Source organism: Aquitalea magnusonii (assembly GCF_002217795.2).
GTDB classification, from domain to species: Bacteria; Pseudomonadota; Gammaproteobacteria; order Burkholderiales; family Chromobacteriaceae; genus Aquitalea; species Aquitalea magnusonii_B.
In genome coordinates, this window is sequence record NZ_AP018823.1 from 2,797,299 (window position 1) to 2,822,180 (window position 24,882).

Sequence of the window (24,882 nt, forward strand, 5' to 3'; positions counted from 1 at the left end):
GTAGTGGCTCAGCAGATTGCCCAGCAGGCTGTTGTCCTGATGCCCGTTGTCGGGGTGTTGTCCAGCAGGTTGCCGGCCGGGTCGAAGCGGAAGCTTTCCACGCCCTAGGGGGTGGCGGCCTCCAGCAGGCGGCCTACCGGGTCGTAACGGTAGTTGATCTGGCCGCTGCGATTATCGGCAATGCCGGTAAGCTGGCCGGCGGCATCGTACTGGTACTGGCGGCTCCACCGGGTGGCGCCACTCAGGCGCTGGCTGCTGAGGCGGCCGGCTTTGTCGTAGACCAGGGTCTGCTGCAAGCTATTACCCTGCATGCTCCGGCTTTCGGAGAGGGAATTTGTTTCATTCCAAATTTAAGATGTCATGCTGGTTAAACAGCTGATAATTTCAAACCAGCCCCCGCTCCCCGTTCTTCAAGCATTCTTACAATTTCCTCACCCAGCAGTAGTGTTTTTTCAGAGTGAACTCGAATCTCGACACCATCATCATCCATAACAATAATAATAGGTCCAGCTTCAGTCTGAGCAATAAACACTAATTTATCTGGCGACTCCAGATCCTCAATAGAAATTATAAAATCAACACCTGCGACGACTTCCTTTAACCTCGCCGGTTGAACACATATATTTGGAAATGCACACAATAGCTTGCCAATTTTCTAAATTTACTTTGCATTTAAATTCCATATAGAACTTTATCGCAAGCAAGACCATCACCAATCACCACCCCATCCCTAACACGTATCTCATAATCACCCGCCCTTGCAAACACCCTCTACACGGTGGCAATCGCATGCACCAGTAGAGATGTCCTCGAAGTCGGCTGGTGGATGAACGTTGACACTTCGTTGGAGCCAGAATGCATTGTGAATCTCAGGCATTGGGCGGGATCAAATGTCTCAACGGCATCAAACACAACAAGTGGCTGATTGACCCAGTTGATTGTCAATTTTTCGATAATGTTTATCGTGTTGAAATCGATGTGCTCGATTGCAGCACGCACATCCACCTCATTATCGGCCCACTTCCAGCGAACGATCAGTTGCCTGCTGTCAGACGTAGCGATCGCTGTTTGCAATGGCTCGTCGCCCAAGACAAGCACATCTGATCCGTGCAATGTCAGCTTGCTGGCGTAGTCAACAGATTGGCATGCCCAATCGAAATCAGACGGGCTTCCACCCATGCTATTCCATAGCGATGCCTTTGCCTCCTCCATTACCACCAATGGTCCGCCTGAACTATTGAGCCAGTTTGAAAAAACATACTTGCTCATTAGCCTTTCCTCCTCTTTGCCTGGGTGACTTGGCCCGCCTGTTTGAGACTGCAACGCTTACAGTGAGGATACAGCCGCTGGGCATTCCCTGAATCGCCCCGGCTTCTCTAGACACTCTTGAGCCGTTGGAAATATTGCTTCTCAAACTCTACCGGCGATAGCCCGTTTGCGGAACCATGCCGGCGTTTCGGGTTGTAGAACATTTCGATGTAATCGAAGATATCCCGCCGGGCCTCCTCCCTGTCGTGATAGGTTTTGCGCTTGATGCGCTCCCGCTTCAGCAACTGGAAGAAACTCTCTGCCACGGCATTGTCGTGGCAGTTCCCACGCCGACTCATGCTGGGCACCAAGCGATGAGCTTTCAAGAAGTCCTGCCAATCGTAGCTACTGAACTGACTTCCTTGGTCGGAATGCACCAGTACCTCCTGCTTGGGCTGACGTCGCCATACCGCCATCAACAGGGCATTCAGCACCAGCTCTCTATCGATACGTGACTGCATCGACCAGCCAATCACCTGCCGCGAGAACAGGTCCAGCACCACCGCCAGGTACAACCACCCCTCATGCGTGCGGATATAAGTGATGTCGGTCACCCAAGCTTTATTCGGTTCATTCACGGTGAACTGGCGTTGCAGGTGGTTAGGTGCCACCACTGCCGGGCGGCCACGGTAATGCCCAGGACGCCGGTGGTAACCCGTCTGCGAACGTAAGCCTTCCTGCTTCATCAGCCGTGCCACACGATGTTTGCCGCAGCGCTCACCCTGAGCCTGCATGTCGTCATGCACCTTGCGATAGCCATAGACACCGCCACTTTCGAGCCATGCCTGCTTGATATACCCCAGCAAGCGCTGGTCTTCTCGAGCTCGCGGTGAGTACGGTGACGCTTTCCAGGCGTAGTAGCCACTGGGATGCACCGACATAACACGACACAGCCGTCGAATAGGGAACTGCTGCGCATGGGCCCGGATGAAGGCATACCTTACCCGGACTCCTTGGCAAAGTATGCGGCGGCCTTTTTTAGGATGTCGCGCTCCTCGGTGACCCGTTTGAGCTCTGCCTTGAGACGTCGTATTTCGGCTTGCTGGTCTGCGGGTTCGGCCGGTTGGGCGCGCTTGGGGTCGAAGCGTTTCAGCCATTGATACAGGCTGTGGGCAGATACGCCGAGACGGCTGGCGACTTCGGCCACTGGGTAACCACGCTCGGTTACCTGTTTGACTGCTTCAATCTTGAACGCTTCGGGGAAACGCGGCTTGCTCATGACACCTCCTTGTGGGGCCTAGTGTGAGGCTCGCGAAGTGTCTAGAAAAGGAGGGGCGATTCAATCAATAGCATTTCCGAGCTGATAAAAATTTTCTAAAATATTTCAATATCTAACAAAATGAAACATCCCCAAGACCATATTCCATGATAGAAAAATCATTTCCACTCACCTTAAAACCACGCCCATGCTCTACATCACCATTAACCCTAAACAACAACCCAAATACAGAATCACTATTACTCTGCTCAAATAAAACATAAATCACCATCAACCTAAATGAATTACCTGCAGTTTGATCACCCTTCAAAACATCAACACAATCTCGATACCAAACATCTGACTGCTTAATAAATGTTGAAATTGTAGAAACATACTGATCAGATAGCTTCTCATCAAAAGCATCTAGTGAATCTGACAGCTCTAAACGAACCAACTCCCCCTGAGCATCTATTCTGACAATTGCACTTTTCTCATCATCAAAACTTATTTCCTGCATAATTTAAATCCTCCATCAATTCAATTTAAATGCATTTCTTTGCATTCATACGCAGAGCAAGCTCTTTTGCCTCTAATGTTTCATAAACCACCCCATGAGCCTCTTCAAACTGAGAAACCGAACCACTATGAGGAAGACTCGCAACATGGTCTGAAGTTTTCACCAACTGCATTCTGGCAGTATTAGTTTCTTTATCATAATCAGCATGATGCCACGTTACATCTCCATATTCTTTTTTGTGTGCATCTCTAGTTGCCTTTCCTTTGCAACCTGTTACTCCAGCGACCTCATTTGCGGCTTTAAAATCCCCACCTCTAGACCCTTGCATTTGAATTCGAACATCTTTTATTGTCTTGTCTTCTGGAAAGGTCACAGCAGGATACTTCGCAAGCCCAAAAGGATCTATCCACGCAACCGGATTCGGCGCATAGCTATGGATATTAATCCCACCCAGCAACCCAATCGGGTCCCGCGAGATAAACCGCCCTATCTCCGGATCATAGTAGCGGTGGCGGTTGTAATGCAGCCCTGATTCGTCGTCATGATACTGCCCCTGGAAGCGGAAGGGGTTGCGGATGCCGGCGGAGGCCGCTGCCTCGGCAATCACTTCCCGTGCTTCGCCCCAGGCCTGGTAATCCATCTCCAGTGCCAACTGGCCTTGCGCGTCGGTAAGAGCTTGCGGGGTGCCGAGGTGGTCGGCGTGGTAGTAGTACACCGCGCGCGGGGCGGATGGCTCCGGGCCGGCCTGCAGCAGCGGGTCGCGTTCCGGGTCGTAGGGGTTGTACTGGTTCCATGCCGGCACTTTCACGCCTTGGATGGCGTCGGTATGTACCTGGGCCAGCGGGATGAAGCTGCCGGGTTCGAACAGGTAATGCACTGCGGCGTCGTCTTGGGTTTCAAACGCCAGCACGTCGCCATCCCAGCCGTACAGGGTTGTCTTGCCCTGACTGAGCTTGGCGATGCGGCGGCCCAGCGGATCATAGCGGTATTCGGTGCTGTTGCCACCCGGTGCTGTCAGCCGGCTCAGGCGGTTGTAGCCGTCCCACTCCAGCTGGGTGAGGCTGCCGTTGACGCGCTTTTCAACGAGGTTGCCACGGCTGTCGTAGCGGTAGTGACGGCCGGCGTAGTGGCTCAGCAGATTGCCCAGCAAGCTGTTGTCCTGATGGCCGTCGGCTGTCGGGGTGTTGTCCAGCAGGTTGCCGGCCGGGTCGAAGCGGAAGCTTTCCACACCTTTGGGGGTGGCGGCCTCCAGCAGGCGGCCTACCGGGTCGTAACGGTAGTTGATCTGGCCGCTGCGATTGTCGGTAATGCCGGTGAGCTGTCCGGCGGCATCGTACTGGTATTGGCGGCTCCACTGGGTGACACCACTCAGGCGCTGGCTGCTGAGGCGGCCGGCTTTGTCGTAGGTCAGGGTTTGCTGCAATTGGCGCTAGCATCGGACACCGATTCAGGCCATGAAAGATTGGCAGAAGTGGCGACCTGACTTATTCAAAAAGCGCGTGAACAATCGTCCGGGACTGGACAATTAATCTGGTGCAAACTCACTATGGAGATCGATGGCCATATCTTGATTAAGCTCCGTCCTAGCACCATCGTAACCCACCGCAGTAATAATGAAGCGATCAACATCTTCATCAACCACTCTTGATCCGTCGATAACAGCAAATAGACCAAATAATGCAACGCGAACTGACTCTGCAATCACATCATCTAACAGACGTTGCTGATCACTCGGCAAGCCCGCGCGCCACTCTGAAACCTTTATCAATAGCTCTCGGGGACACCTACCAGAAGGAGACGTAAAAGTTCCTACAAGATCATTTTTGGCCTTTTCCTGTACATGCGTCCGGATTGCGGAAATAAATTTTTCTGCATTCATAGCTGTAGTCCTTTTTGAAAATACTATTTTTTAAATGCGGCTGGATACATTTCTTTATTGAGTGAGATCAATCGTTGCAAACACTCATTAGAAGCACCTGTATGTTTCCTAAGGTCTCTGATATCGCTAGCCAAGAGGTCTCTTGCCGTTCCCGTATATACACCCTTACGCGTTGGAATTTGCTCATGTTCGCCAGCGGGAACTGCTATAGATGGAGCAGTTTTGGGATCGTAGCCAACAACAACTTGAGAGGCCGGGTGTTTTTGCATCGCGTGGTGAATATCAAGATTGTCACCTGACGCAGAACGCCTCTTGAGCTCATCATACGGACCGACATCATATTTCGAGCATGGATTACAGGGGCATCGTGCCAGCCCCAATGGATCAATCCAGCCAACCGGATTCGGCGCATAGCTATGGATATTAATATCACCCAGCAACCCAATCGGGTCCCGCGAAATAAACCGCCCTATCTCCGGATCATAGTAGCGATAGCGGTTGTAGTGCAGCCCTGACTCGTCGTCATGATACTGCCCCTGGAAGCGGAGTGGGTTGCGGATGCCGGCGGAGGCTGCTACCTCGGCAATCACTTCCCGTGCTTCGCCCCAGGCCTGGTAATCCATCTCCAGTGCCAACTGGCCTTGCGCGTCGGTAAGGGCTTGCGGGGTGCCGAGGTGGTCGGCGTGGTAGTAGTACACCGCGCGCGGGGCGGATGGCTCCGGCCCGGCCTGCAGCAGCGGGTCGCGTTCCGGGTCGTAGGGGTTGTACTGGTTCCATGCCGGCACTTTCACGCCTTGGATGGCGTCGGTATGCACCTGGGCCAGCGGGATGAAGCTGCCGGGTTCAAACAGGTAATGCACTGCGGCGTCGTCTTGGGTTTCAAACGCCAGCACGTCGCCATCCCAGCCGTACAGTGTTGTCTTGCCCTGACTGAGCTTGGCGATACGGCGGCCCAGCGGGTCATAGCGGTATTCGGTGCTGTCGCTGCTTGGATAGTTCAGCAAAAAGCGACGACAAGAAAACGCTTGAGGAGGGCACTAAGGAGCAGTTACCACTTCTTTCAAAGCAGCAACGAGGTATTGACGGGCAAGAACCACTTTCTTAGCCCTGAATTTGATATCTGAATAGTGTCTTATACGATAGCAACCGAGTAAAGATATTGTTCGCTATAATCGTGCACTACTTAATTCCGGGGCAAAACCTCGCAGTGCTACCGTACCTGTTGATTATCTAAACAGGAATGTATCTTACAACCCCTTTAGAAATATCTTCTTCTGAATTCAGCACCACAGAATCAAGATCAAGAAAATCAACTCCTTTTATATCATTATCAACCATGGCTTTCCTCATGCGATCAGAGACAATAAGGGTGAACTGACTTTTTCCGCATCAAAAATATCCAGCAAATCATAATCCATATTCTCTTTAAACCTTAACACCTCAAACATATCACCAAACTCACCACCTAACTTGCTAGTCTTGAAATCAACAACATCCTTCATGCCAATTCGCTCAGTAGCAGCAACATAGTAGCGCTCAACCCCAATAACCTCACCATAACGATTCAAATACCGAACAGGCACAATATTACAAATACCAGTCTTAAACAAGGTAATAACAGAACGAAATTTTTCACTCAGCACATAAAAATAAGCAGACCCACTCCTTACATCATACGAATAACTCTCATCATCCACAATCAAATCCAATTCACTAGGAAAACTTGGAAGACCACCTCCAAATCTCTTAGGACCTGCATACCATGGCAACTTACCATAGTGTTCTTTATAGCCTCCACCCTTAAAATCAGGCACCAGGTATGCGTAATAAAAACCAGATGGACATCCTTGTTCCTCTTTCATAGCCATGATGTAATATTTTTCCATACAATCCTCAACCAAGTCGCCTGGATTATTACTTAAGCTGCAATGAACATCTCAGTTCATTACCTAAATTACCAAAATTAATACACACTGAAACTCCATCAGAAAAATATCATCAAGCGTTTCCTGAGCAATAAAAACCTTCCAACTAACAATCAATCAGACATGGTCGCAAACCATAAAAATCATCTCACTCCCACCAAACCGCTGCCAAAATGAAATCTACTCATATTGCTTTTTCTCACAAACAATTAAATCATAAAGCTCATCAACATCAACAACTACTGCTTTTCCATCGACGTTTGGAAAAACAGCAGATCGACGCCCATCTCGTTTCATTCCTGGCAGCCACTTCAGGAGAAAATTATCCAATAAAATGGCTTTTGCAGAAAAGCCCTTCCATTCTCCATCAGCACAAATACGAGCAAATTCCTCCTCTGGCCAAAATGGAATTACCTCTTCACCATTGACAATTGAAGCGGCCCACCCAGTGCCATACAAGCCCCACACAACTTCAAAATCCACTACTTTTCTAATGAAATAATCGAACCTCAGCCTAGAGTCCAGCTTAAAAATATTCTCAATTCTTCTCAAAATCAATCACCATCAGCAACATAATCCTACACCATGCTCTATAAATATTCCCACCCAGCATATTTAACAAATTTAAAGTCACATAAAAACTCTCATATAAGCATCAATTACAGCAGTCGGCTCGATTAAGCCATTAGTTGGTCTTGCTACAAATTCGTAACCTGCGCGAACAATTTACCTGACATCAATATCCCTAAAGCCATTGAGAGTCACCACCATCACAAAGAATGGACTACCTATATCCTCGCCTCACTTCAAAGTCAGCAATCACCTATAAATATAAATAGCAACAATCAAGTAAAAAACCAATTTTAAAAATTGCTCAACCACATACACTTACCGCATCTTCGTGATTACTTCATCATCGAAAAATTTTTAAATAAAATATTTAACCGTAAACTATCACATAAGAGTCGCATAGACTCCGTAGCAAAGAAAAATTGTGGATTATCTAAATCTCTAACAATAAAATCATCATCACCAATCACCACCCCATCCCTAACACGTACTTCATAATCGCCCACCCTTTCAAACACACTTTTTCTATTCAATACTACCCCAGCAAAAACTTCATAAAGACTGCCATTAACATCGACTTTTGCGGGAAAAAATGTCATCTGAGATGACACTTTCTCCCGCAACGCGCCAGCCGCACGAGTTGAAAAAACAGGAAAAGCCATAGTCGGCTCAAAAAAATCATAAGTATTAAAATTATATTTATTAAAAAAAGATTGAGCCTTCATAATAAAAGGATATCCTTTTTCAAATCTAGCAACAGGCACACCTAGCATAAAATGGTCCAAAACAGACCCATTCGTGTCTTTTACATCAAAATAGCAGTTATCATTCGACTCCGCCGTACTCATAGTATATATTTTCATCACACCACACCTCATTTACTTTTTCGACCTCACTGGAGATGCAGAAGTCAGCTTCCCAGAATTCAAGTCTGCCCTAAGCTTCAATTGCAAGTTAGAAATTTCCTTTTGCGTCCTCGCTTTATCCCACCATTCTTGACGAGATTTAATATTCATCTCATCTAATTTAGCCTGCACCATCCTATTATAAGCCGCATGTTCTTCGGTCCAGCCTCGGTGATATCCTTTCTTCTTGGAGTCTATACCTTCACACACCGGCATATACATCATATTTCCCGCAGAATTCACATCCAACCCTGCTTTTTCGAATACTGGATGCCCTTTTAGTGAATATGGAATGATATGCTGACGCTGATAACCTTGTTTAGTTGGCATCCACGTGGGAAAGCGTTCCAAACCAAGCGGATCAATCCACTCAATCGGATTCGGCGCATAGCTATGGATATTAATCCCACCCATCAACCCAATCAGATCTCGCGAAATAAACCGCCCTATCTCCGGATCATAGTAGCGATAGCGGCTGTAGTGCAGCCCTGACTCGTCGCCATGATACTGCCCCTGGAAGCGGAAGGGGTTGCGGATGCCGGCGGAGGCTGCGGCCTCGGCAATCACTTCCCGTGCTTCGCCCCAGGCCTGGTAATCCATCTCCAGTGTCAACTGGCCTTGCGCGTCGGTAAGGGCTTGCGGGGTGGTCGGCGTGGTAGTAGTACACCGCCTTCGGCGCTTGCGACTCCGGACCGGCTTGGCGCAGCGGGTCCTTGTCCGGGTCGTAGAGGTGGTGCTGGCCCCATCCCGGCACTTTCACGCCCTGAATGACGTCGGTGTGCACCTGACCTAACAGGTCAGGTGTATTTGGTGGGTCAACCAGAGCAATTAGCTACAAGCGGTGGCTAGATGAAGGAATTTTAGAAAAATGCTAGAGAACGGTTACCGACTCTTAGTCAATATGGCCACGAGATAGTATCTTCACCCCTGCATCTATGAAAGAACACATTAATTAATTAAATTTAAAAACTCATTAAAATCATCACAAATAAAATACGTATTTCCATCTTCCATAGAAGAATCTGAAAAAAAATGAGTATGATCCCAGTAATAAACCCCCTTACTCTCTCCAGAAATTATCATCAATATAAAATTCGAACCCGGATCACTACCAATAAGTAAAGATTCACTTGGCATTTCCCCACTGTACTCTTCAAGCCAAAACTGTAAATCTAAATTTTCATCTAACTGCAATCCAAACATTACATCAAGCAAGACATCTTCATTCAGACCCGCAGGCCTAATCATACAATCTACCAATACCCCTCCATTATTTTTCAAGAGAAAGTCTCTATAATCATTAGGCAGGAGCACACCAATTGTGCTTTCAAACAATGCGATTTGATCTACTGAGGCTTTTCCAAAAGAATTAATCGGCACAATCATGTCCTTTTCTTGAGCGACACACCACCACAATGGGTAAATCGTGAATGTATTTTCTTGGGAACCTCTTGCATCGTTTCCATATCCTGATGGTGATGCCAAGTATTCTGAGCCAACTTAGGACCTAGAGGAGCATTTTTATCTGCCAGAGTAAAGTCTGATGAATGATTACCTTTCATATCAATTTTCACTTGCTGACGTTGATAAGGAGAAAAATCAGGATAACCATCTTTGTATGTAACTGAATTCCCATCCCAATCAGTATACTGCCAATTTCCACAAGAACACTCGCAAACCGCCCCCCCCTTTGCCACCCACTTATCAACATCTGGAGAGTTCTTCGGCTTAGGAGACAGTCCCAAAGGATCAACCCACTCAACCGGATTCGGCGCATAGCTATGGATATTAATATCACCCAGCAACCCAATCGGGTCCCGCGAAATAAACCGCCCTATCTCCGGATCATAGTAGCGATAGCGGTTGTAGTGCAGCCCTGACTCGTCGTCATGATACTGCCCCTGGAAGCGGAGTGGGTTGCGGATGCCGGCGGAGGCCGCTGCCTCGGCAATCACTTCCCGTGCTTCGCCCCAGGCCTGGTAATCCATCTCCAGTGCCAACTGGCCTTGCGCGTCGGTAAGAGCTTGCGGGGTGCCGAGGTGGTCGGCGTGGTAGTAGTACACCGCGTGCGGGGCGGATGGCTCCGGGCCTGCCTGCAGCAGCGGGTCGCGCTCTGGAATGAATAAAACAAACGTAGTGACAACTATTTATTTTCTATAATAATTTTTTCTAATTCATTTATTTCCTCATCAGAAAAGACATCTATGCCACATATCTCAGCACCATAATCCAAGTCGACTTTTATATTAATTCTCCGCCCAAGATATTTGCAGAGCAGGACATCCGCTTCTGGCATCACCCCCTCTTCCAATACTTCTATAATTAATTTGTTATTTATTTTTTTTATTGCATTTTTAATTTCAACCGTCTCTAAATTTATAAATTTCACTTTAAAATCCTTTCAATTCTTTATTGCAATCAACACCCTCAAGTGATTTATTTACACTTGCCCTAGACTTCTTTGATGACTCCTCAATAACTTTGTAAATCTCATCAGGCGAATTCGCACCCTTCGCCTTTGCTCTGGCGATTGCATCTTTCCATTTCAACATCGGCTCAGCTCTTCCAGTGCCCGAGGCTTCACCTCCGACATAAAGGCCAATTCCCCATTTTGAATCATTACTAAGCAATCGTGCTCTTATACGCGCCTCATTTCTGAGTTTGTGAGCTAAACGAGCTCTCTCTTTCTGCGATTTACATTGGCATAGTTTCTGATCAATTCTTTCCTCTTCTCGTAGGTACCAGCATCTAGTTTGGATAGGTGATAGTGAACCACGAGCAGGATCAGTTGCTCGCAGGTTGATTAATCCAAGTGCATCGATCCACTCAATAGGATTGGCAGCATAGATAAAATTATTTAACCCACCAAACAACCCAATCGGATCTCGCGAGATAAATCGCCCTATCTCCGGATCATAGTAGCGATAGCGGTTGTAGTGCAGCCCTGATTCGTCGTCATGATACTGCCCCTGGAAGCGGAAGGGGTTGCGGATGCCGGCAGAGGCTGCCGCCTCGGCAATCACTTCCCGTGCTTCGCCCCAGGCCTGGTAATCCATCTCCAGTGCCAACTGGCCTTGCGCGTCGGTAAGGGCTTGCGGGGTGCCGAGGTGGTCGGCGTGGTAGTAGTACACCGCGTGCGGGGCGGCTGGCTCCGGGCCTGCCTGCAGCAGCGGGTCGCGTTCCGGATCGTAGGGGTTGTACTGGTTCCACGCCGGCACTTTCACGCCCTGGATGGCGTCGGTATGCACCTGGGCCAGCGGGTCATAACGGTAACTGGTGACGGCACCATCGAAGCCGGTTTCCGCAATCACCCGTCCGCCTTCATCGTATTCAAACAGGTAGTGACAGTGATTTTCGTTGCGCAGGGAAATCAGCCGGCCCAGTTTGTCGTAGCGGTAGGCCAGCGCGTGGCCGTTGGCATCGGTGCGGCTTTGCAGACGCCCGGCCTTGTCGTAGTCGTAATGTGTGCTGCGGCCCAGCGGGTCGGTGATCTTGAGCAGTCGGGATTCGGCATCGTACTCCAGCTGGGTGACCTGGCCATCCGGCGACACGATAGCGCGTAGGCCACCTACGTCGCCGTATTGATAGCGGGTAGCACTGCCCATGGCATCGATGATGAGCACCGAACGGCCACGCTCATCGTATTGCCAATGAGTAACACAACAGGAACAGCCAGCGATAATGGTGAGTAAATACAATCATTGCCAGCTGAATGGAGTCAATTTCTGTTATTGATTCAATTTCCGCCAATATAAGGACCGGTACTGATACTTCCAGATACGATTTTTATCCGCTTCGTAGTACCACGCATAAGCCATGCCATCGTCAGTCTCTTTCCAGGCTTGGCCTCTGTCGGTACTGATCAGGATGATGGAGTCAGAAGAGGTTTGCTTCGCATTTAAACTTTCCCCTGCAAGTACCAGTTGATCTTGTGGCCCGACAAATAGCGCACCAGGAATAACGTGTTCGTCAAATTGATGGCGGTAGTTTTCCTTCCCATCCTTCCATTGAATATAAGCCGCAGGACGCTGTTGGGTTTCAGCTACTTTTTCAGGTTTTAATTTCCCCAATAGCGTAATCAGATTCAAGCTGCCATCGTGTGACATCTTGATATCTATCACTGATTGTTGTTGAAGAACTATCTCTGGCTGCATCCACTGACGAGCCAACTCATCTTGTGAGGCAGATAAGGGAATACGATACAACAATGTACTTTCAATCACATCACCGATACCAGCAGCCAGTTTTGCCTTTCGTACATAGAACGCCACCCGTAATGTGCCATCATCAGCCAGATCAAATGCACTGAAAGTTGCCCGACTGTCTTTAATCATAGGTAACAAACCGTTTCCACTCGGATGGCCGGTAAGCTGCTGATTCACCCATGAAGGCAGAGTAATTTCTTGCCAACTCTGTCCCCCATCAAAAGTACGCCATATGCGCATGCCATCGGCAACCAAGTAACCGCGCTTACCGTCTGGCATGAACAAGGGCTGGCCTGGTTGAACATGTTCTGGCCATTCCAACTGCTGCCAGCTCTGCCCACCATCTATTGATTTCCATAGTGTATGCCAGCGTTGCCCATAACCATCAGGGCCATTGGGTAGCTTGAAATTTGTCCAGTCAGTACTCACATAAATGGTTTTCCAATCAGGTGAAAGCCACCAGGCACCATTTTGCCCAGGCTTTTCAAAGATGCGATGAACACCTTTATCCATATCACCCCGTAACAAGCGGACTGAAGCCCTATTTCTTACCTCTTCGTAATGATTCATCCAGTCTTCTGCGAACTCTGCCACTTCAGGATTTTTTAATTCAGCAGCAGGCTTGAATTTAAATTCGGGACCAATGGGCTTGAAGACAATAACTTGCCTGTCGTGAATGCGAATATCACCACCACCATAAGGCTTGTCATGCTCCATCAGATCAGTTTCGTATGTCCACATGCTTAACATCCTATAAACCCCATAAGCTCCCACCACCAGCAAGACAAGGCCAATGATTATGATCACCAACCATTTAAGCGCAGCACGCACCAGCTTAAATATTATTGACAATAGAGTACTGGCAGCCATCACTTAAATACCGACATTAGTCTTTGCATAGCACTATCAACTAAGTCCTTACCTTCCTGCACTGCTCGCCCTCCCCAGTCCTTACCAACCTCTACGCCGCTATCAATTGCCTGCTTCCATGTTGCGCCATCCGTCCACTCCTCGATATTAGGCTGCCCACCAATTCTAGCCAAATCGCTGACAGGCAGATCAGCCAGCCCAGCATCAAGATAGGCAGGGACGTGAGTATCAAAAGCAAACTTCCTGAACGCTGCGTTATTTAACTCCAGTTTCCGCTGTGCAAAGCTGAATGCTACTGATCGATTGGGATATCGCTTGCAAGGGATGTATATTAGCGGCCCATTCATGTTATCCCTTAAGCCATATTCCATATTAACCTGCAACAAGCGTCGACCACTTCTTAGCCAATCCTGCCCTGCGGGGGTTAGCTTTGGCATTAACTTCTTTCCATAATTCGAACAATAATAATACCCATAACTAATGTAATAATCTGGTGGTTTGTGACCGCAACCAATGTGACGCATCATAAAGCTTGCATGTCGCGACCAGTTATCATCACTACTCTTTGCTACAATTAACTTATCCCGCATTTTCAGCAGCTTCTCGGCAACTACCACATCCCCCAAGGATTCCATATTTTAGCCCAAGCAGTAATAGCCTGCAGTGTGCTGACGCCGGATTTTTTTACATACTCTTCATGCAGCGGCCTATAATAAAATTCACAATTCCCAATAATTCCATCAGCTGCCGGTGGAACATAGTCATCACAAATTTTATGATCTATTCTCACAGGTCGCTTATCGGTGCTTGGTGTATGCATGGACTGATACTTAGCCATGAATCGCCCCGGCTTCTCTAGACACTCTTGAGCCGTTGGAAATATTGCTTCTCAAACTCTACCGGCGATAGCCCGTTTGCGGAACCATGCCGGCGTTTCGGTTTGTAGAACATCTCGATGTAATCGAAGATATCCCGCCGGGCCTCCTCCCTGTCGTGATAGGTTTTGCGCTTGATGCGCTCCCGCTTCAGCAACTGGAAGAAACTCTCTGCCACGGCATTGTCGTGGCAGTTCCCACGCCGACTCATGCTGGGCACCAAGCGATGAGCTTTCAAGAAGTCCTGCCAATCGTAGCTACTGAACTGACTTCCTTGGTCGGAATGCACCAGTACCTCCTGCTTGGGCTGACGTCGCCATACCGCCATCAACAGGGCATTCACCACCAGCTCTCTATCGATACGTGACTGCATCGACCAGCCAATCACCTGCCGCGAGAACAGGTCCAGCACCACCGCCAGGTACAACCACCCCTCATGCGTGCGGATATAAGTGATGTCGGTCACCCAAGCTTTATTCGGTTCATTCACGGTGAACTGGCGTTGCAGGTGGTTAGGTGCCACCACTGCCGGGCGGCCACGGTAATGCCCAGGACGCCGGTGGTAACCCGTCTGCGAACGTAAGCCTTCCTGCTTCATCAGCCGTGCCACACGATGTTTGCCGCAGCGCTCACCCTGAGCCTGCATGTCGTCATGCACCTTGCGATAGCCATAGACACCGCCACTTTCGAGCCATGCCTGCTTGATGTGCTCCAGCAAGCGCTGGTCTTCACGCGCTCGTGGTGAATGCGGGGATGCTTTCCAGGCGTAGTAGCCACTGGGATGCACCGACATAACACGACACAGACGTCGAAATAGGGAACTGCTGTGCATGGGCCCGGATGAAGGCATACCTTACCCGGACTCCTTGGCAAAGTATGCGGCGGCCTTTTTTAGGATGTCGCGCTCCTCGGTGACCCGTTTGAGCTCTGCCTTGAGACGTTGGATTTCGGCTTGCTGGTCTGCGGGTTCGGCCGGTTGGGCGCGCTTGGGGTCGAAGCGTTTCAGCCATTGATACAGGCTGTGGGCAGATACGCCGAGACGGCTGGCGACTTCGGCCACTGGGTAACCACGCTCGGTTACCTGTTTGACTGCTTCAATCTTGAACGCTTCGGGGAAACGCGGCTTGCTCATGACACCTCCTTGTGGGGCCTAGTGTGAGGCTCGCGAAGTGTCTAGGAAAGGAGGGGCGATTCACCCTTCACTCCAGTTACGAGTGCTATTGTTAGGACCTTCGCCTCCATAGTGGATGTTGTGCTCGTTGGTCGTCGACGGTGCATCCGGTTTGTTCGGGCTAAATTCGTATTCCGGAGCTTTGGCGCTGCCAGTATTTTGGGCGCGAAAGACCAGTCCTTTGACAATCCTCAGGGCTCGGTAGTTGTGGCGTTGGGCGAAGTGGTGAGTTCTTTCCATTTCTGCCAGGCTGGCATGGCTGTGATATGACGATATCTTGTGGTTGCCCAACTTGTATTGGTACAGGCCATTAATCAATACCCGTCCAGCCAACTGACCATTCTGCTTGCTATATGGTTCAGTATTGAATTCGAACTCTGACACCCGTTTTTGGCCAGATGCATCCTTGTACACTACAAATAGTGTGTCATCGAAGACCTTGTTGCTATCTTTTACTATTTTTCCTTTGGTGAAGCCACGAGCACCGATAAGGTTGACCCGACCATTCTCTGTTTAAAATGCGAACCCTGAGATATTATTCTTTCCGTTGGCAGCAGCATGATGCTCGAAAAGCTTTTTCAGAATATCGTACTTTTGAGTCTCGTTATATTTTCCAAAGTCGAAATCATTGTATTTATCTACTTGCTTAACCATGATTCCTCCTGACTGCCAGTAGGGCCATAGATGTTGACTTTATAGCCGCTGGTGCTTTGAGTGAATTGCAAGCGAGAGTAAGAAAAGAAATAGTATGATTCATTCTGGGGCTGCAAGTAGGCTTTGTTTAAACCATCTGAGCGATTAGCTTGAAAAGCTTGAGTGAGCGTAAGGCCCGACAGTGCCTGTAGTTGGTTGGCAGAATCTTTGCTAAGAATCAGTTCGCTATTGGCAACATCACCAGCTGTCACGCGCAGATATTTTTTTCCTGCGGAAATACTTGACTGAGCATCGCTTAGTACGATGAAAAACGGGACCTGATACTGCTGTGTTGCAATGTCTTTGCGAGTGAGGATGATATCCGGCGCGCCCTGATCGGCCTGATCCTGAAGTAACTGTGCAGTAGGGCCTGAGCAGGCGTAATTATTGAGTTTCGGCCATGGATTTCTATCCGTGTAACTAATACATCGTGGTGAATCGCTCAATTTTTTTGCTGCTTTATTCATCTCATTCATGATGAAGCGATTAAGCCTGTACTCTGCACTATTTTGATGTACTTGTCGGTCAAGTAGTTTGAGTTTACTGATGGCAAGATCAGTATACTTGGCTCCATGTTCCATAGTCGTTATTTTTAGTTCGACTTTGGCAATCTGTGCGTTATCAGGATTGATCAATAACATGCGCTCTGCCGAATTCATCAGGTTTTCAGACTTGCCGGTGATACGATCATCGGTCTGATCAGTGAATGCTACATTCTTTAGCTCCTTTTTTAGTTGTGGGAGTGAATATTCGCGAGCATGGTAGCTTAAGGTAAAGCGGCGGCTTTCAAAAGGCTTAGTGTCATTTGGTCGGTACAGACTCACAATAACACTTTTAGGCGAAGCATTCTGGAATTGGGTTGCCGTTGATTTACTGTAACCGGGGGAGAGAACAATGGCGAATAACGAACTCGGCTTGGTCAGTGTCATGGTCAATATTGCCGGGTTCTTGATGATTTCTGCTTTGGGGTACAGTTCTTCTGCATGGAATACCCACGCTCTGGCATGATCTGCACCGAAGAGGTTTTTTATAGAATATTGGCCAGGCATTGTACTGGCTAGAGTTTGATTGACATGGATATTCAGCGTATTCCAGCCCAGTTCCACGGCTGTATCTTCCGGCTGATTGGCCGCATTTGCACCGATTGAAATTAACGAAAATATGCCAATCGCAGCAAAGATATACCGATGGTTCATTATAGAATTTCCCATTTTCCTGACCCAATAAGGGCCTTGATATTATTGACACCTTGCAGGTGTATGCGGTCGGTGAGGCCATTAGCATCAAGTGTACCGGACTTGAGTTTATTTCCTGTATCCGAGCAGTAATAGACGTATTTATTTCCACATAATTCAGGATGTGACTCAGTTAGTAATTGAGCATCAATCTGCTCTGTACATGTGATTTTTTTGTATTCTGGCAATGCCCAATCCATACTCGCGGGCCCGCTCAGATTGTGGCTCGCCCCCTTCACGCTCACCGTCCCCGGACAGTGGATTTCGATATTGCCGCCTTTTAACCGGATATAAGCGCCGCCGCTGGTAAGCAGGATTTCCTGCTTGGCGTTGACCACAATCCTTTCTTTGCAGGAGGTAATCGTCACATCCTTATCCGCCGTCAGTTCCATCGCATCGCTCTGCGCTTGCACCTGCACCTTGCCCTTGGCGGCAATCAGCTTCAGCGCCACCTTGTCTTTCACCCCGGCCACAAACAGGCTGATGTGCTGGCCGACGTTGTGCAGCCAGCGGCGGCCGGTGGTGTGGTTGGCGTCGCGCTGGGCGATGAGGTTGAGGTTGGTTCCGGCGCTGAGGGTGTGGCTTTGTTCGGTCAGGCGGGCGCGGACAGGATGAGCAGCGGCTGTTGGCCGGCCTGGTGTTTTGCCGTCTTGCCGTCTTTGTCGGTGTTGCTGCCGGCTTCCCAGGCTTTGAGCGCGGCGGCGTGGTGTTGCAGGTGGCCGCTGTCCTTGTTGCCGTCTTTGCCGTTGTCGGGGGTGATGGCGTCCGGCCCGGTTTCCATGCTGTCGGCCAGTTGCGCGGCGGCGGTGTCGCCCAGGCTTTGGCTGAGGCTGAGCGCTGCGTCGAGCTGTCTTTGCGCATGCTCGCGCGCCAGTTGTTTGCCGGATGCGCCGCTTTGCGCTTCGGTGCTGATCAGCAAGCCTTGACCCGCACGCAGTGCACCGGAAAGGTCGGTGCGTAGTTCGAAGCCTTCGCCGCGCGGCTGGTCTTTGCCATTGCTGCGCGGGTGGGTGAGGTAGCCCTGGTTGAGCTGGGTGTGGCCGTGTTCGGATGACAGCTCGGCCCGTGACACCACCCCGCAGCGCACCACCTGGCTGCCAGCGGCATCCAGCCCCCCCAGGCGGGCGGCTACCCCCAGCAGCGACTTGAGTTCGATAGTGCCGTCGGGGGATAAACAGGTGAGCTGATAGCGATAGGCTTGCGACACGCCCTCGCTGCCGTCCAGCGTGTGCGGCAATAACTGCTCGGCGGCGATCTGCCCGCCATCCAGCTGCAGGGTGAGCAGACGCTGGTGCTGGGAAAAGGCGGCGGCGAAGCTGGCGAGCAGGGAGGAAAAATCCATGGTGCGGGCTATCACGTCGGCTGACGTGAATCATCACATTCTGTTGAAAGTTCAACAGTTTATGCCTTCAGCATGGCTCAAACAAGGCTGAATGGCATGAATGCGTAGTTCTACTGAGTTTTTGCCGTGGTGTTCTGCCTGCAAAACATGACCCACCGCATGCCAGCATCAACACCCGGCAGGCGTAGGCAAAAAAATGCCCGGCAACGCCGGGCGAGAGACAAAGTACTACACAAAGCACGAGGAAATTCAGTTGTAGCTAAAGTGCGCGCGTTTCACATTGCACAGCACTTCATAAGAAATGGTGCCAGCCTGGGCCGCCACTTCATTGATGTGGATGGTGTCACCCCACAGCTCCACCTCGCTGCCGATGCCGGCTTGCGGAAGGTCGGTCAGGTCCACCGTCATCATGTCCATCGACACGCGGCCAATCACGCGCGAGCGCACGCCATCAATGGCCACCGGGCTGCCGGTGGAAGCCAGACGCGGGTAGCCATCGGCATAACCACAGGCAATCAGGCCCACGCGGGTGGGACGCTCGGCGACAAAGCTGGCGCCATAGCCCACCGGCTCGCCAGCGGCCAGTTCGCGCACACCGAACACGCGGGTGCTCAGACGCATCACCGGCTGCAAGGCAGCACCCTGATCGAAACCGGCCGGCAGCGGCGACGCACCGTACAGCATGATGCCGGCGCGGTTCCACTGGCGGTGCGAGCGTTCGTGGCACAGGATGCCCGCCGAGTTGGCAATGCTCTCCTCACCCGGCAGATAACGGCAGATGCTGTCGAAGGCTTCCAGCTGGGCATGGGTAGCAGACAATTGCGGTTCGTCGGCACGGGCAAAGTGGCTCATCTTGACGATCTTGCCTACCTTGCCACTGGCCATCAGCTTGCAATGCGCGGCAGCGTAGTCCTGCGGGAAGAAACCGGCGCGATGCATGCCGGAATCCATCTTCAGCCACACGGTGTAAGGCTTGGCCGGATTGGCCTGCAGCACCATGTCCAGCTGTTGCTGGCTTTGCACCACAAACCACAGATCGTGCTGCTCGACATCAGCCAGTTCGGCCGCTTCGAACACGCCTTCCAGCAGCACGATGGGCAAGGTCACCCCGCCCTCGCGCAACTGGATGGCTTCTTCCAGACAAGCCACGGCAAAACCGTCGGCCACATCGGCCAGTGCCTGGGCACAGCGCACTGCGCCGTGGCCATAGGCATTGGCCTTGATCACCGCCAGGGTCGGGCCACCGGCCTGCTGTTTGGCCAGCAGGTAGTTATGGCGCAGCTTGTCCAGACGGATACTGGCAATCAGCGGGCGCATGCGCTCAGGCCCCTGCGTTGGCGGTACGGGAGTGCATCGGCACCACCAGGGTTTCGCCCTGCTTGGCGTAACGCTGGATGGACAGGCCGTCCACGCTGATTTCTGGCTGTACGCCGACAATCTGGTCGGCCAGCACCTTGCCGGAACCGGCGCTCATGGTCCAGCCCAGCGTACCGTGGCCGGTATTGAGCGACAGGTTGGCATAGCGGGTGGCGCCGATGATGGGCGTGCCATCCGGGGTCATCGGACGCAGGCCGGTCCAGAAGGTGGCTGCCGGAATGTCGCCGCCATCCGGATACAGGTCACCCACCACCAGTTCCAGCGTTTCACGACGACGCGGGTTGAGGTCCAGGTTGTAACCGGCCAGCTCGGCCATGCCGCCCACGCGGATACGGTCGTTGAAACGGGTGATGGCCACCTTGTAGGTTTCGTCCAGAATGGTGGAAACCGGTGCCATGGCCGGGTTGGTGATCGGCACGGTCAGCGAGTAGCCCTTGACCGGGTATACCGGAATATCAATGCCCAGGTTTTGCAGCAGATCGCGCGAGTAGCTGCCCAGTGCCACCACGTAGTGGTCGGCAGTCAGCATTTCGTCGCCGATGCGCACGCCGGTGATACGGCCGTTATGGGTTTCGATGGCGCTGATGTTGACGCCAAAGCGGAACTTCACGCCCTTGGCGGCAGCCAGTTCGGCCAGACGGCTGGTGAACAGGTTGCAGTCGCCGGTTTCGTCGTTCGGCAGTTGCAGGCCGCCGGTCAGCTTGTGCTTCACCTTGGCCAGCGCCGGTTCCACACGGGCGCAGCCGTCCGGGTCCAGCACATTGAAGTCCACACCGCATTCTTTCAGCACGGCGATATCCTTGGCCATGCCTTCCACTTGTGCCTGCGAGCGGAACAGCTGCAGGGTGCCGCCCTGACGGCCTTCGTAATCCAGGCCGGTTTCGGCACGCAGTTCCTTGATCTTGTCGCGGCTGTATTCCGCCAGGCGCATCATGCGGCCCTTGTTGATGGCGTAGGATTTTTCATTACAGTTGGCCAGCATCTTGGCAATCCACTGCAACTGGTAAACGCTGCCATCCGGCTGAATGGCCAGCGGCGCATGGCGCTGGAACATCCACTTGATGGCCTTGGTCGGGATGCCGGGGGCTGCCCAGGGCGCGGAATAACCCGGGGAAATCTGGCCTGCATTGCCGAAGCTGGTTTCCAGTGCCACGCCGTCCTGGCGCTCCAGCACAGTCACGTCCACGCCAGCCTTGGCCAGATACCATGCAGTGGATACCCCCACCACGCCACCACCCAGAACGATTACCTTCATTTCCTCTTTCTCCGTGCCGCGCATCATGCGCTTAGTGATTTTATGTAGTATATTTATTTCAATGCAGTTTTATTCACCAAATTAGTACAATTACACATTTAATTTTCCTGCGAAAATATACTTTGATAGTGAATCATGAAAGTAAAACACACACACGCCAGAGAACTGGACAAGATCGACCTTAAGATATTGAAATGGTTGCAGAAAAACGGCCGTATCGCCATGACGGAGCTGGCGGAAAAGGTGGGCCTCTCCACCACGCCCTGCACCGAACGGGTAAGGCGGCTGGAGCGCGACGGCGTGATCGAAGGCTATTACGCCCGGCTCAACCCGCAGGCCATGGGCGCGTCACTGCTGGTATTCGTGGAGATCAAGCTGTCGGCCAAATCGGGCAATATCTTTGACGCCTTCCGCCGTGAAATCCAGAACATCCCGGAAATCCTGGAATGCCACCTGGTATCCGGTGAATACGACTACCTGATCAAGGCGCGCATTCCCGACATGTCGATGTACCGCAAGCTGCTGGGGGAAATCCTGCTGCAACTGCCCAATGCCAATGAATCACGCAGCTATGTGGTAATGGAAGAAGTGAAAGAAACCCATATGCTGGCATTGCCGGAATAGCCAAGCTGCCCTAACAGTCATGCCCCTCCCTGCCTGCACCTGTACCAATAGCAGGGACAGCAGACCCCTGCCTTGAATTTCAAACCTGCAGCCTCTTATACCTGATTGTCTTACTTCAGTTTTGAGTAGTTTCAACAAAAGGCCGGCGGCCACGACGGAATGCTGCATGCATCCAGATCAGCCTTGCCATCAGCACTATTGAGCAGACAATGCCATCGGGACAGGAGTCATCATGTTGGGATTTTTTAAAGGCAAACCAAGCGAGCAGTCAGCAAAGGACAAACAGCTTCATCAGTTCAGCGCCATGCTGGATTACGTGGACAACCTGATCATGCTGGCGGACACCACGCCGGACAACACCATTTTCTACATGAACCACACCGCACGCGATGTATTGGCACAGCATCGCAATATGATGAACCAGAAGTTTCGCTCCGGTGTGGATGTCAGCAATGCTTTTCAGCACAGCATCCACCAGTTTCACCGCGACCCGGAACGAATCCGCCAGATTCTGCGTGATATCGCAGCGCGCCGCATCAACCACCATGAGGCGCTGATTCCGGTTGGCAGCGTCACCTTCAAAACCAAGGTGTTTCCCATCTGGGACGAACAGGACAGCAACAAGCTGCTGTGCTTCATGGCCAGCTTTCAGGACATTTCCTCGGAACTGGAAGCACAACGCTTGCGCGATGCCAATGACCAGCGCCGGCTGTTTCTGGAAGATCGCATCGACGAGTTGTCCAGCAATATCCAGGCCATGACCACCACCATAGAAATGGTGGCCCAGCGCACCTCCTCCGCCTCCAACTCCTCGGAGGAAATGCTCAAGCGCGCACGCGATGGCAAGGGCATGATCGAAAACAATGCCACGGCCATGCGCGCGGTCAGCAAGCTGGTAAGCAGTACCGCAGATAATCTGGGTTCGCTGGGCCAGCAATCGGAAACCATCGGCCAGATTGTCAGCGTGATCAAGGACATCGCCGACCAGACCAATCTGCTGGCCCTGAATGCAGCCATCGAAGCCGCACGGGCCGGGGAGATGGGACGCGGCTTTGCCGTGGTGGCGGACGAGGTACGCAAGCTGGCCGAGCGCACCACCAAGGCCACCCAGGAAATCGGCACCATGATTTGCGACATCCAGCAAGAGGTAAGCAGCAATATCAGCGCCATGGACAAAGGGCGCGAACAGGTGAAGACCACAGAACGTGACTTTGCCGCTGCCGAGGCGGCCATCGCCGCCATTGTTGAAGAAATCAACCGGGTACGCGATGTGGTGATAGAAATTGCCAACGCGGCTGAAGAACAGGCCGCCACTGCGCAGGATATCAGCGACAAGCTGGGAGAAATCGCCCGTCACTGATACTGACACCACCCGGCAAGCCACCCTCTTGCCAGCGCTACTGCCTGCGTTTACTGTGAGGGCTGTTCTCCCCAGCCCTTTTCTCTAATTCATGAGCCTGCAATCCGTCCGCGATTTTTTTGCCAGCCGCCAACTGGACATCCCCATCATCGAACTGGAAGTCAGCACCGCCACGGTGGCGCTGGCCGCCGAAGCCCACGGCGTGGAGCCGGGGCGCATTGCCAAAACCCTGTCTTTCCGTCTGAACAGCGGCGAGGTGATCATTCTGGTCACCCGTGGCGATGCCCGCATCGACAACCGCAAGTTCAAGGAAGCCTTTGGCAAGGGCAAGATGCTGGCGGTGGAAGAAGTGGTGGAACTGACCGGCCACCCGGTAGGCGGTGTCTGCCCGTTTGGCCTGGCGCAGCCGCTACCGGTCTATATGGATGCCTCGCTGCGCGACTTTGACGAGGTATTGCCCGCTGCCGGGGCCATTCACAGCGCGGTGCGCATCAGCCCGGCGCTGATGGCCGAGCTTACCGACGCCCGCTGGGTGGATGTGTGCCAGCCCAGCGCCGATAGCGGCAGCGCCAGCACGCTCAGCGCGACGGCCACCAGCTAGGCTGCGGCTCCGGCGGCGGCGGCGGCGTAGCGCAGCATGGCGTTGCGGTCTATGCCCACCGCCAGCGTGCCACCCACCTGCAAGTTGGCACCATAGCGTGCCAGCTCTCGTGCAGACAGGGTCAGCGTCAACTCCCCGTCCATGCTGGCCACCGTCACCCGCACGCCGTCCGCCAGCTGGATGATGCGTTGCACCTGTGCCAGCGGCTGGTCCGCGCCCAGGCATAGGGCCTGCTCCGGCACCACGCCCTCCTCCAGCACGTTTTCATAACCGATGAAGCGCGCCAGCCAGGGAGTGGCCGGTGCCGCCAGCAGTTGCGCCGGGCTAGCACATTGCACTATGCGGCCATCCTTGAGCACGGCCACGCGGTCGGCCAGGGCAAAAGCTTCTTCCCGGTCGTGGGTCACCAGCATGGCCGGCATGCGCTGACGCTGTAATTGCTGACGGAACTCCAGTTGCAACTGGCGGCGCAGGTCGGCATCCAGGCTGGAAAACGGCTCGTCCAGCAACAGCAGCCGCGGTGCCGTCACCAGCGCCCGCGCCAGTGCCACGCGCTGTTGCTCGCCACCGGACAAGGTCCACACCTTGCGGGTTTCCATACCGGCCAGCCCCAGTTGCTGCAAGCAGGTACGTGCCTGTTGCTGTGCCGCCGCGCGCGCGAGGCCGCGCTCACGCAGACCGAAACAGACATTGCCCAATACGTCCAGATGCGGAAACAGGGCAAAGTCCTGAAACATCAGCGCAAAGCCACGCTGCTCCACCGGCACGGCAGCCAGGTCCTGCCCGGCAAACAGCATACGGCCGCTATCTACCGGCTCCAGCCCGGCAATCATCTTCAGCAAGGTGCTCTTGCCGCCGCCGGACGGCCCCAGCAAGGCCAGCACTTCGCCCTCGGCCAGTTGCAGGCTCAGCCGGTCGGCCACCAGCTTGTCGCCAAAGCGCTTGCATACCCCATCCAGTTGCAGCATG

At 52.1% G+C, this 24,882-nt stretch carries 28 protein-coding genes and 4 pseudogenes; 4 read left to right on the forward strand and 28 right to left on the reverse strand.

Annotated elements, in window-relative coordinates; translation table 11 throughout:
* Positions 1-104: 104 nt before the first annotated feature.
* From DLM_RS13305 to DLM_RS13325, 6 genes are all read right to left on the reverse strand, one after another.
* Positions 105-311 (reverse strand): RHS repeat domain-containing protein, encoded by a 207-nt coding sequence (locus DLM_RS13305; protein ID WP_089085935.1) that lies wholly within the window; start codon positions 309-311, stop codon positions 105-107.
* Positions 312-367: 56 nt separating this feature from the next.
* On the reverse strand, positions 368-640 hold the full coding sequence (locus DLM_RS23105; RefSeq protein ID WP_145985857.1) for a hypothetical protein: 273 nt from the start codon (positions 638-640) through the stop codon (positions 368-370).
* Positions 641-771: 131 nt separating this feature from the next.
* Positions 772-1,269, reverse strand: a complete 498-nt coding sequence (locus tag DLM_RS13310; RefSeq protein WP_089085936.1) for an Imm21 family immunity protein — start codon at positions 1,267-1,269, stop codon at positions 772-774.
* Between the two features lie 107 nt (positions 1,270-1,376).
* A protein-coding gene (locus DLM_RS13315) for an IS3 family transposase (protein ID WP_119313197.1) occupies positions 1,377-2,527 on the reverse strand; the annotation gives its coding sequence in 2 pieces (ribosomal slippage) (positions 1,377-2,290 and positions 2,290-2,527; 1,152 coding nt in all).
* 112 nt (positions 2,528-2,639) lie between these two features.
* Complete coding sequence (locus DLM_RS13320) at positions 2,640-3,026, reverse strand: hypothetical protein (protein ID WP_119313246.1); 387 nt, start codon at positions 3,024-3,026, stop codon at positions 2,640-2,642.
* Positions 3,027-3,051: 25 nt separating this feature from the next.
* Positions 3,052-4,254: an RHS repeat-associated core domain-containing protein gene (locus tag DLM_RS13325; protein WP_420000718.1), complete on the reverse strand. Its 1,203-nt coding sequence runs from the start codon at positions 4,252-4,254 to the stop codon at positions 3,052-3,054.
* A 189-nt stretch (positions 4,255-4,443) separates the two neighbouring features.
* On the opposite strand from DLM_RS13325, the pseudogene DLM_RS24040 reads away from it, so the two are divergent.
* Positions 4,444-4,555: pseudogene (locus tag DLM_RS24040) on the forward strand (IS481 family transposase); the annotation flags it as partial.
* Here the strand turns inward: DLM_RS24040 and DLM_RS13330 are convergent.
* The 21 genes and pseudogenes from DLM_RS13330 to DLM_RS13410 all read right to left on the reverse strand — a co-directional run bounded on the left by DLM_RS13330 (position 4,552) and on the right by DLM_RS13410 (position 21,328).
* Positions 4,552-4,905 (reverse strand): hypothetical protein, encoded by a 354-nt coding sequence (locus DLM_RS13330; RefSeq protein ID WP_089085103.1) that lies wholly within the window; start codon positions 4,903-4,905, stop codon positions 4,552-4,554. The pseudogene DLM_RS24040 and the gene DLM_RS13330 overlap by 4 nt on opposite strands.
* 23 nt (positions 4,906-4,928) lie before the next feature.
* Positions 4,929-5,909 carry an RHS repeat domain-containing protein gene (locus tag DLM_RS13335; RefSeq protein ID WP_089085104.1) on the reverse strand — a complete coding sequence of 327 codons (981 nt, stop codon included), beginning with the start codon at positions 5,907-5,909 and terminating at the stop codon, positions 4,929-4,931.
* A 342-nt stretch (positions 5,910-6,251) separates the two neighbouring features.
* On the reverse strand, positions 6,252-6,791 hold the full coding sequence (locus tag DLM_RS13340; protein WP_119313248.1) for a hypothetical protein: 540 nt from the start codon (positions 6,789-6,791) through the stop codon (positions 6,252-6,254).
* 219 nt (positions 6,792-7,010) lie between these two features.
* A complete protein-coding gene (locus DLM_RS13345; protein WP_197715407.1) occupies positions 7,011-7,313 on the reverse strand; it encodes a DUF2750 domain-containing protein in 303 nt (100 codons plus the stop codon).
* 422 nt (positions 7,314-7,735) lie between these two features.
* Complete coding sequence (locus DLM_RS13350) at positions 7,736-8,263, reverse strand: hypothetical protein (RefSeq protein ID WP_089086418.1); 528 nt, start codon at positions 8,261-8,263, stop codon at positions 7,736-7,738.
* Between the two features lie 15 nt (positions 8,264-8,278).
* On the reverse strand, positions 8,279-8,905 hold the full coding sequence (locus tag DLM_RS23880; protein WP_089086419.1) for an RHS repeat-associated core domain-containing protein: 627 nt from the start codon (positions 8,903-8,905) through the stop codon (positions 8,279-8,281).
* 348 nt (positions 8,906-9,253) lie between these two features.
* Positions 9,254-9,691 carry an SMI1/KNR4 family protein gene (locus DLM_RS13360; protein ID WP_089086420.1) on the reverse strand — a complete coding sequence of 146 codons (438 nt, stop codon included), beginning with the start codon at positions 9,689-9,691 and terminating at the stop codon, positions 9,254-9,256.
* Positions 9,688-10,293 (reverse strand): RHS repeat-associated core domain-containing protein, encoded by a 606-nt coding sequence (locus tag DLM_RS23510; protein ID WP_145985858.1) that lies wholly within the window; start codon positions 10,291-10,293, stop codon positions 9,688-9,690. The genes DLM_RS13360 and DLM_RS23510 overlap by 4 nt, the downstream gene beginning before the upstream one ends.
* An 18-nt stretch (positions 10,294-10,311) precedes the next feature.
* Positions 10,312-10,368, reverse strand: a pseudogene (locus tag DLM_RS24045) (RHS domain-containing protein); the annotation flags it as partial.
* Between the two features lie 80 nt (positions 10,369-10,448).
* Entirely contained in the window at positions 10,449-10,694 is a 246-nt protein-coding gene (locus DLM_RS13370) for a hypothetical protein (RefSeq protein ID WP_089086422.1), read from the reverse strand.
* A 1-nt stretch (position 10,695) separates the two neighbouring features.
* Positions 10,696-11,928: an RHS repeat domain-containing protein gene (locus DLM_RS13375; protein ID WP_089086423.1), complete on the reverse strand. Its 1,233-nt coding sequence runs from the start codon at positions 11,926-11,928 to the stop codon at positions 10,696-10,698.
* 105 nt (positions 11,929-12,033) lie between these two features.
* Positions 12,034-13,380, reverse strand: coding sequence for a WD40/YVTN/BNR-like repeat-containing protein (locus DLM_RS13380; RefSeq protein ID WP_089086424.1), 1,347 nt, complete (start codon positions 13,378-13,380; stop codon positions 12,034-12,036).
* The gene (locus tag DLM_RS13385) at positions 13,380-14,015 is read right to left on the reverse strand and encodes a hypothetical protein (protein ID WP_119313249.1); all 636 of its coding nucleotides are present in this window, start codon (positions 14,013-14,015) and stop codon (positions 13,380-13,382) included. The genes DLM_RS13380 and DLM_RS13385 overlap by 1 nt, the downstream gene beginning before the upstream one ends.
* A complete protein-coding gene (locus DLM_RS23400; protein WP_167467109.1) occupies positions 13,991-14,218 on the reverse strand; it encodes a hypothetical protein in 228 nt (75 codons plus the stop codon). Before DLM_RS23400 ends, DLM_RS13385 begins: the two co-directional genes overlap by 25 nt.
* Before the next feature lie 17 nt (positions 14,219-14,235).
* Positions 14,236-15,387 (reverse strand): annotated as a pseudogene (locus DLM_RS13390) (IS3 family transposase).
* 60 nt (positions 15,388-15,447) lie between these two features.
* Positions 15,448-15,840, reverse strand: a complete 393-nt coding sequence (locus tag DLM_RS23110; RefSeq protein ID WP_145985859.1) for a hypothetical protein — start codon at positions 15,838-15,840, stop codon at positions 15,448-15,450.
* Between the two features lie 99 nt (positions 15,841-15,939).
* Positions 15,940-16,080, reverse strand: coding sequence for a hypothetical protein (locus DLM_RS23405; RefSeq protein WP_167467110.1), 141 nt, complete (start codon positions 16,078-16,080; stop codon positions 15,940-15,942).
* Positions 16,065-17,315 (reverse strand): hypothetical protein, encoded by a 1,251-nt coding sequence (locus DLM_RS13395; RefSeq protein ID WP_089084475.1) that lies wholly within the window; start codon positions 17,313-17,315, stop codon positions 16,065-16,067. Before DLM_RS13395 ends, DLM_RS23405 begins: the two co-directional genes overlap by 16 nt.
* Positions 17,315-18,420: pseudogene (locus tag DLM_RS13400) on the reverse strand (DUF2345 domain-containing protein); the annotation flags it as partial. The pseudogene DLM_RS13400 and the gene DLM_RS13395, both read right to left, overlap by 1 nt.
* A 525-nt stretch (positions 18,421-18,945) precedes the next feature.
* A complete protein-coding gene (gene alr, locus DLM_RS13405) occupies positions 18,946-20,013 on the reverse strand; it encodes an alanine racemase (RefSeq protein ID WP_089084476.1) in 1,068 nt (355 codons plus the stop codon).
* A gap of 4 nt (positions 20,014-20,017) precedes the next feature.
* Positions 20,018-21,328 (reverse strand): D-amino acid dehydrogenase, encoded by a 1,311-nt coding sequence (locus DLM_RS13410; protein WP_089084616.1) that lies wholly within the window; start codon positions 21,326-21,328, stop codon positions 20,018-20,020.
* Positions 21,329-21,463: 135 nt separating this feature from the next.
* Between DLM_RS13410 and DLM_RS13415 the strand changes: the two genes are divergently transcribed.
* From DLM_RS13415 to DLM_RS13425, 3 genes are all read left to right on the forward strand, one after another.
* Positions 21,464-21,952 (forward strand): Lrp/AsnC ligand binding domain-containing protein, encoded by a 489-nt coding sequence (locus DLM_RS13415; protein ID WP_089084477.1) that lies wholly within the window; start codon positions 21,464-21,466, stop codon positions 21,950-21,952.
* Between the two features lie 232 nt (positions 21,953-22,184).
* The gene (locus DLM_RS13420; protein WP_089084478.1) at positions 22,185-23,312 is read left to right on the forward strand and encodes a methyl-accepting chemotaxis protein; all 1,128 of its coding nucleotides are present in this window, start codon (positions 22,185-22,187) and stop codon (positions 23,310-23,312) included.
* A 91-nt stretch (positions 23,313-23,403) separates the two neighbouring features.
* Entirely contained in the window at positions 23,404-23,913 is a 510-nt protein-coding gene (locus tag DLM_RS13425; RefSeq protein ID WP_089084479.1) for a YbaK/EbsC family protein, read from the forward strand.
* Here DLM_RS13425 and DLM_RS13430 read toward each other — a convergent pair.
* Positions 23,910-24,881: an ABC transporter ATP-binding protein gene (locus tag DLM_RS13430; protein ID WP_089084480.1), complete on the reverse strand. Its 972-nt coding sequence runs from the start codon at positions 24,879-24,881 to the stop codon at positions 23,910-23,912. The genes DLM_RS13425 and DLM_RS13430 overlap by 4 nt on opposite strands.
* Between the last annotated feature and the right edge of the window lies 1 nt (position 24,882).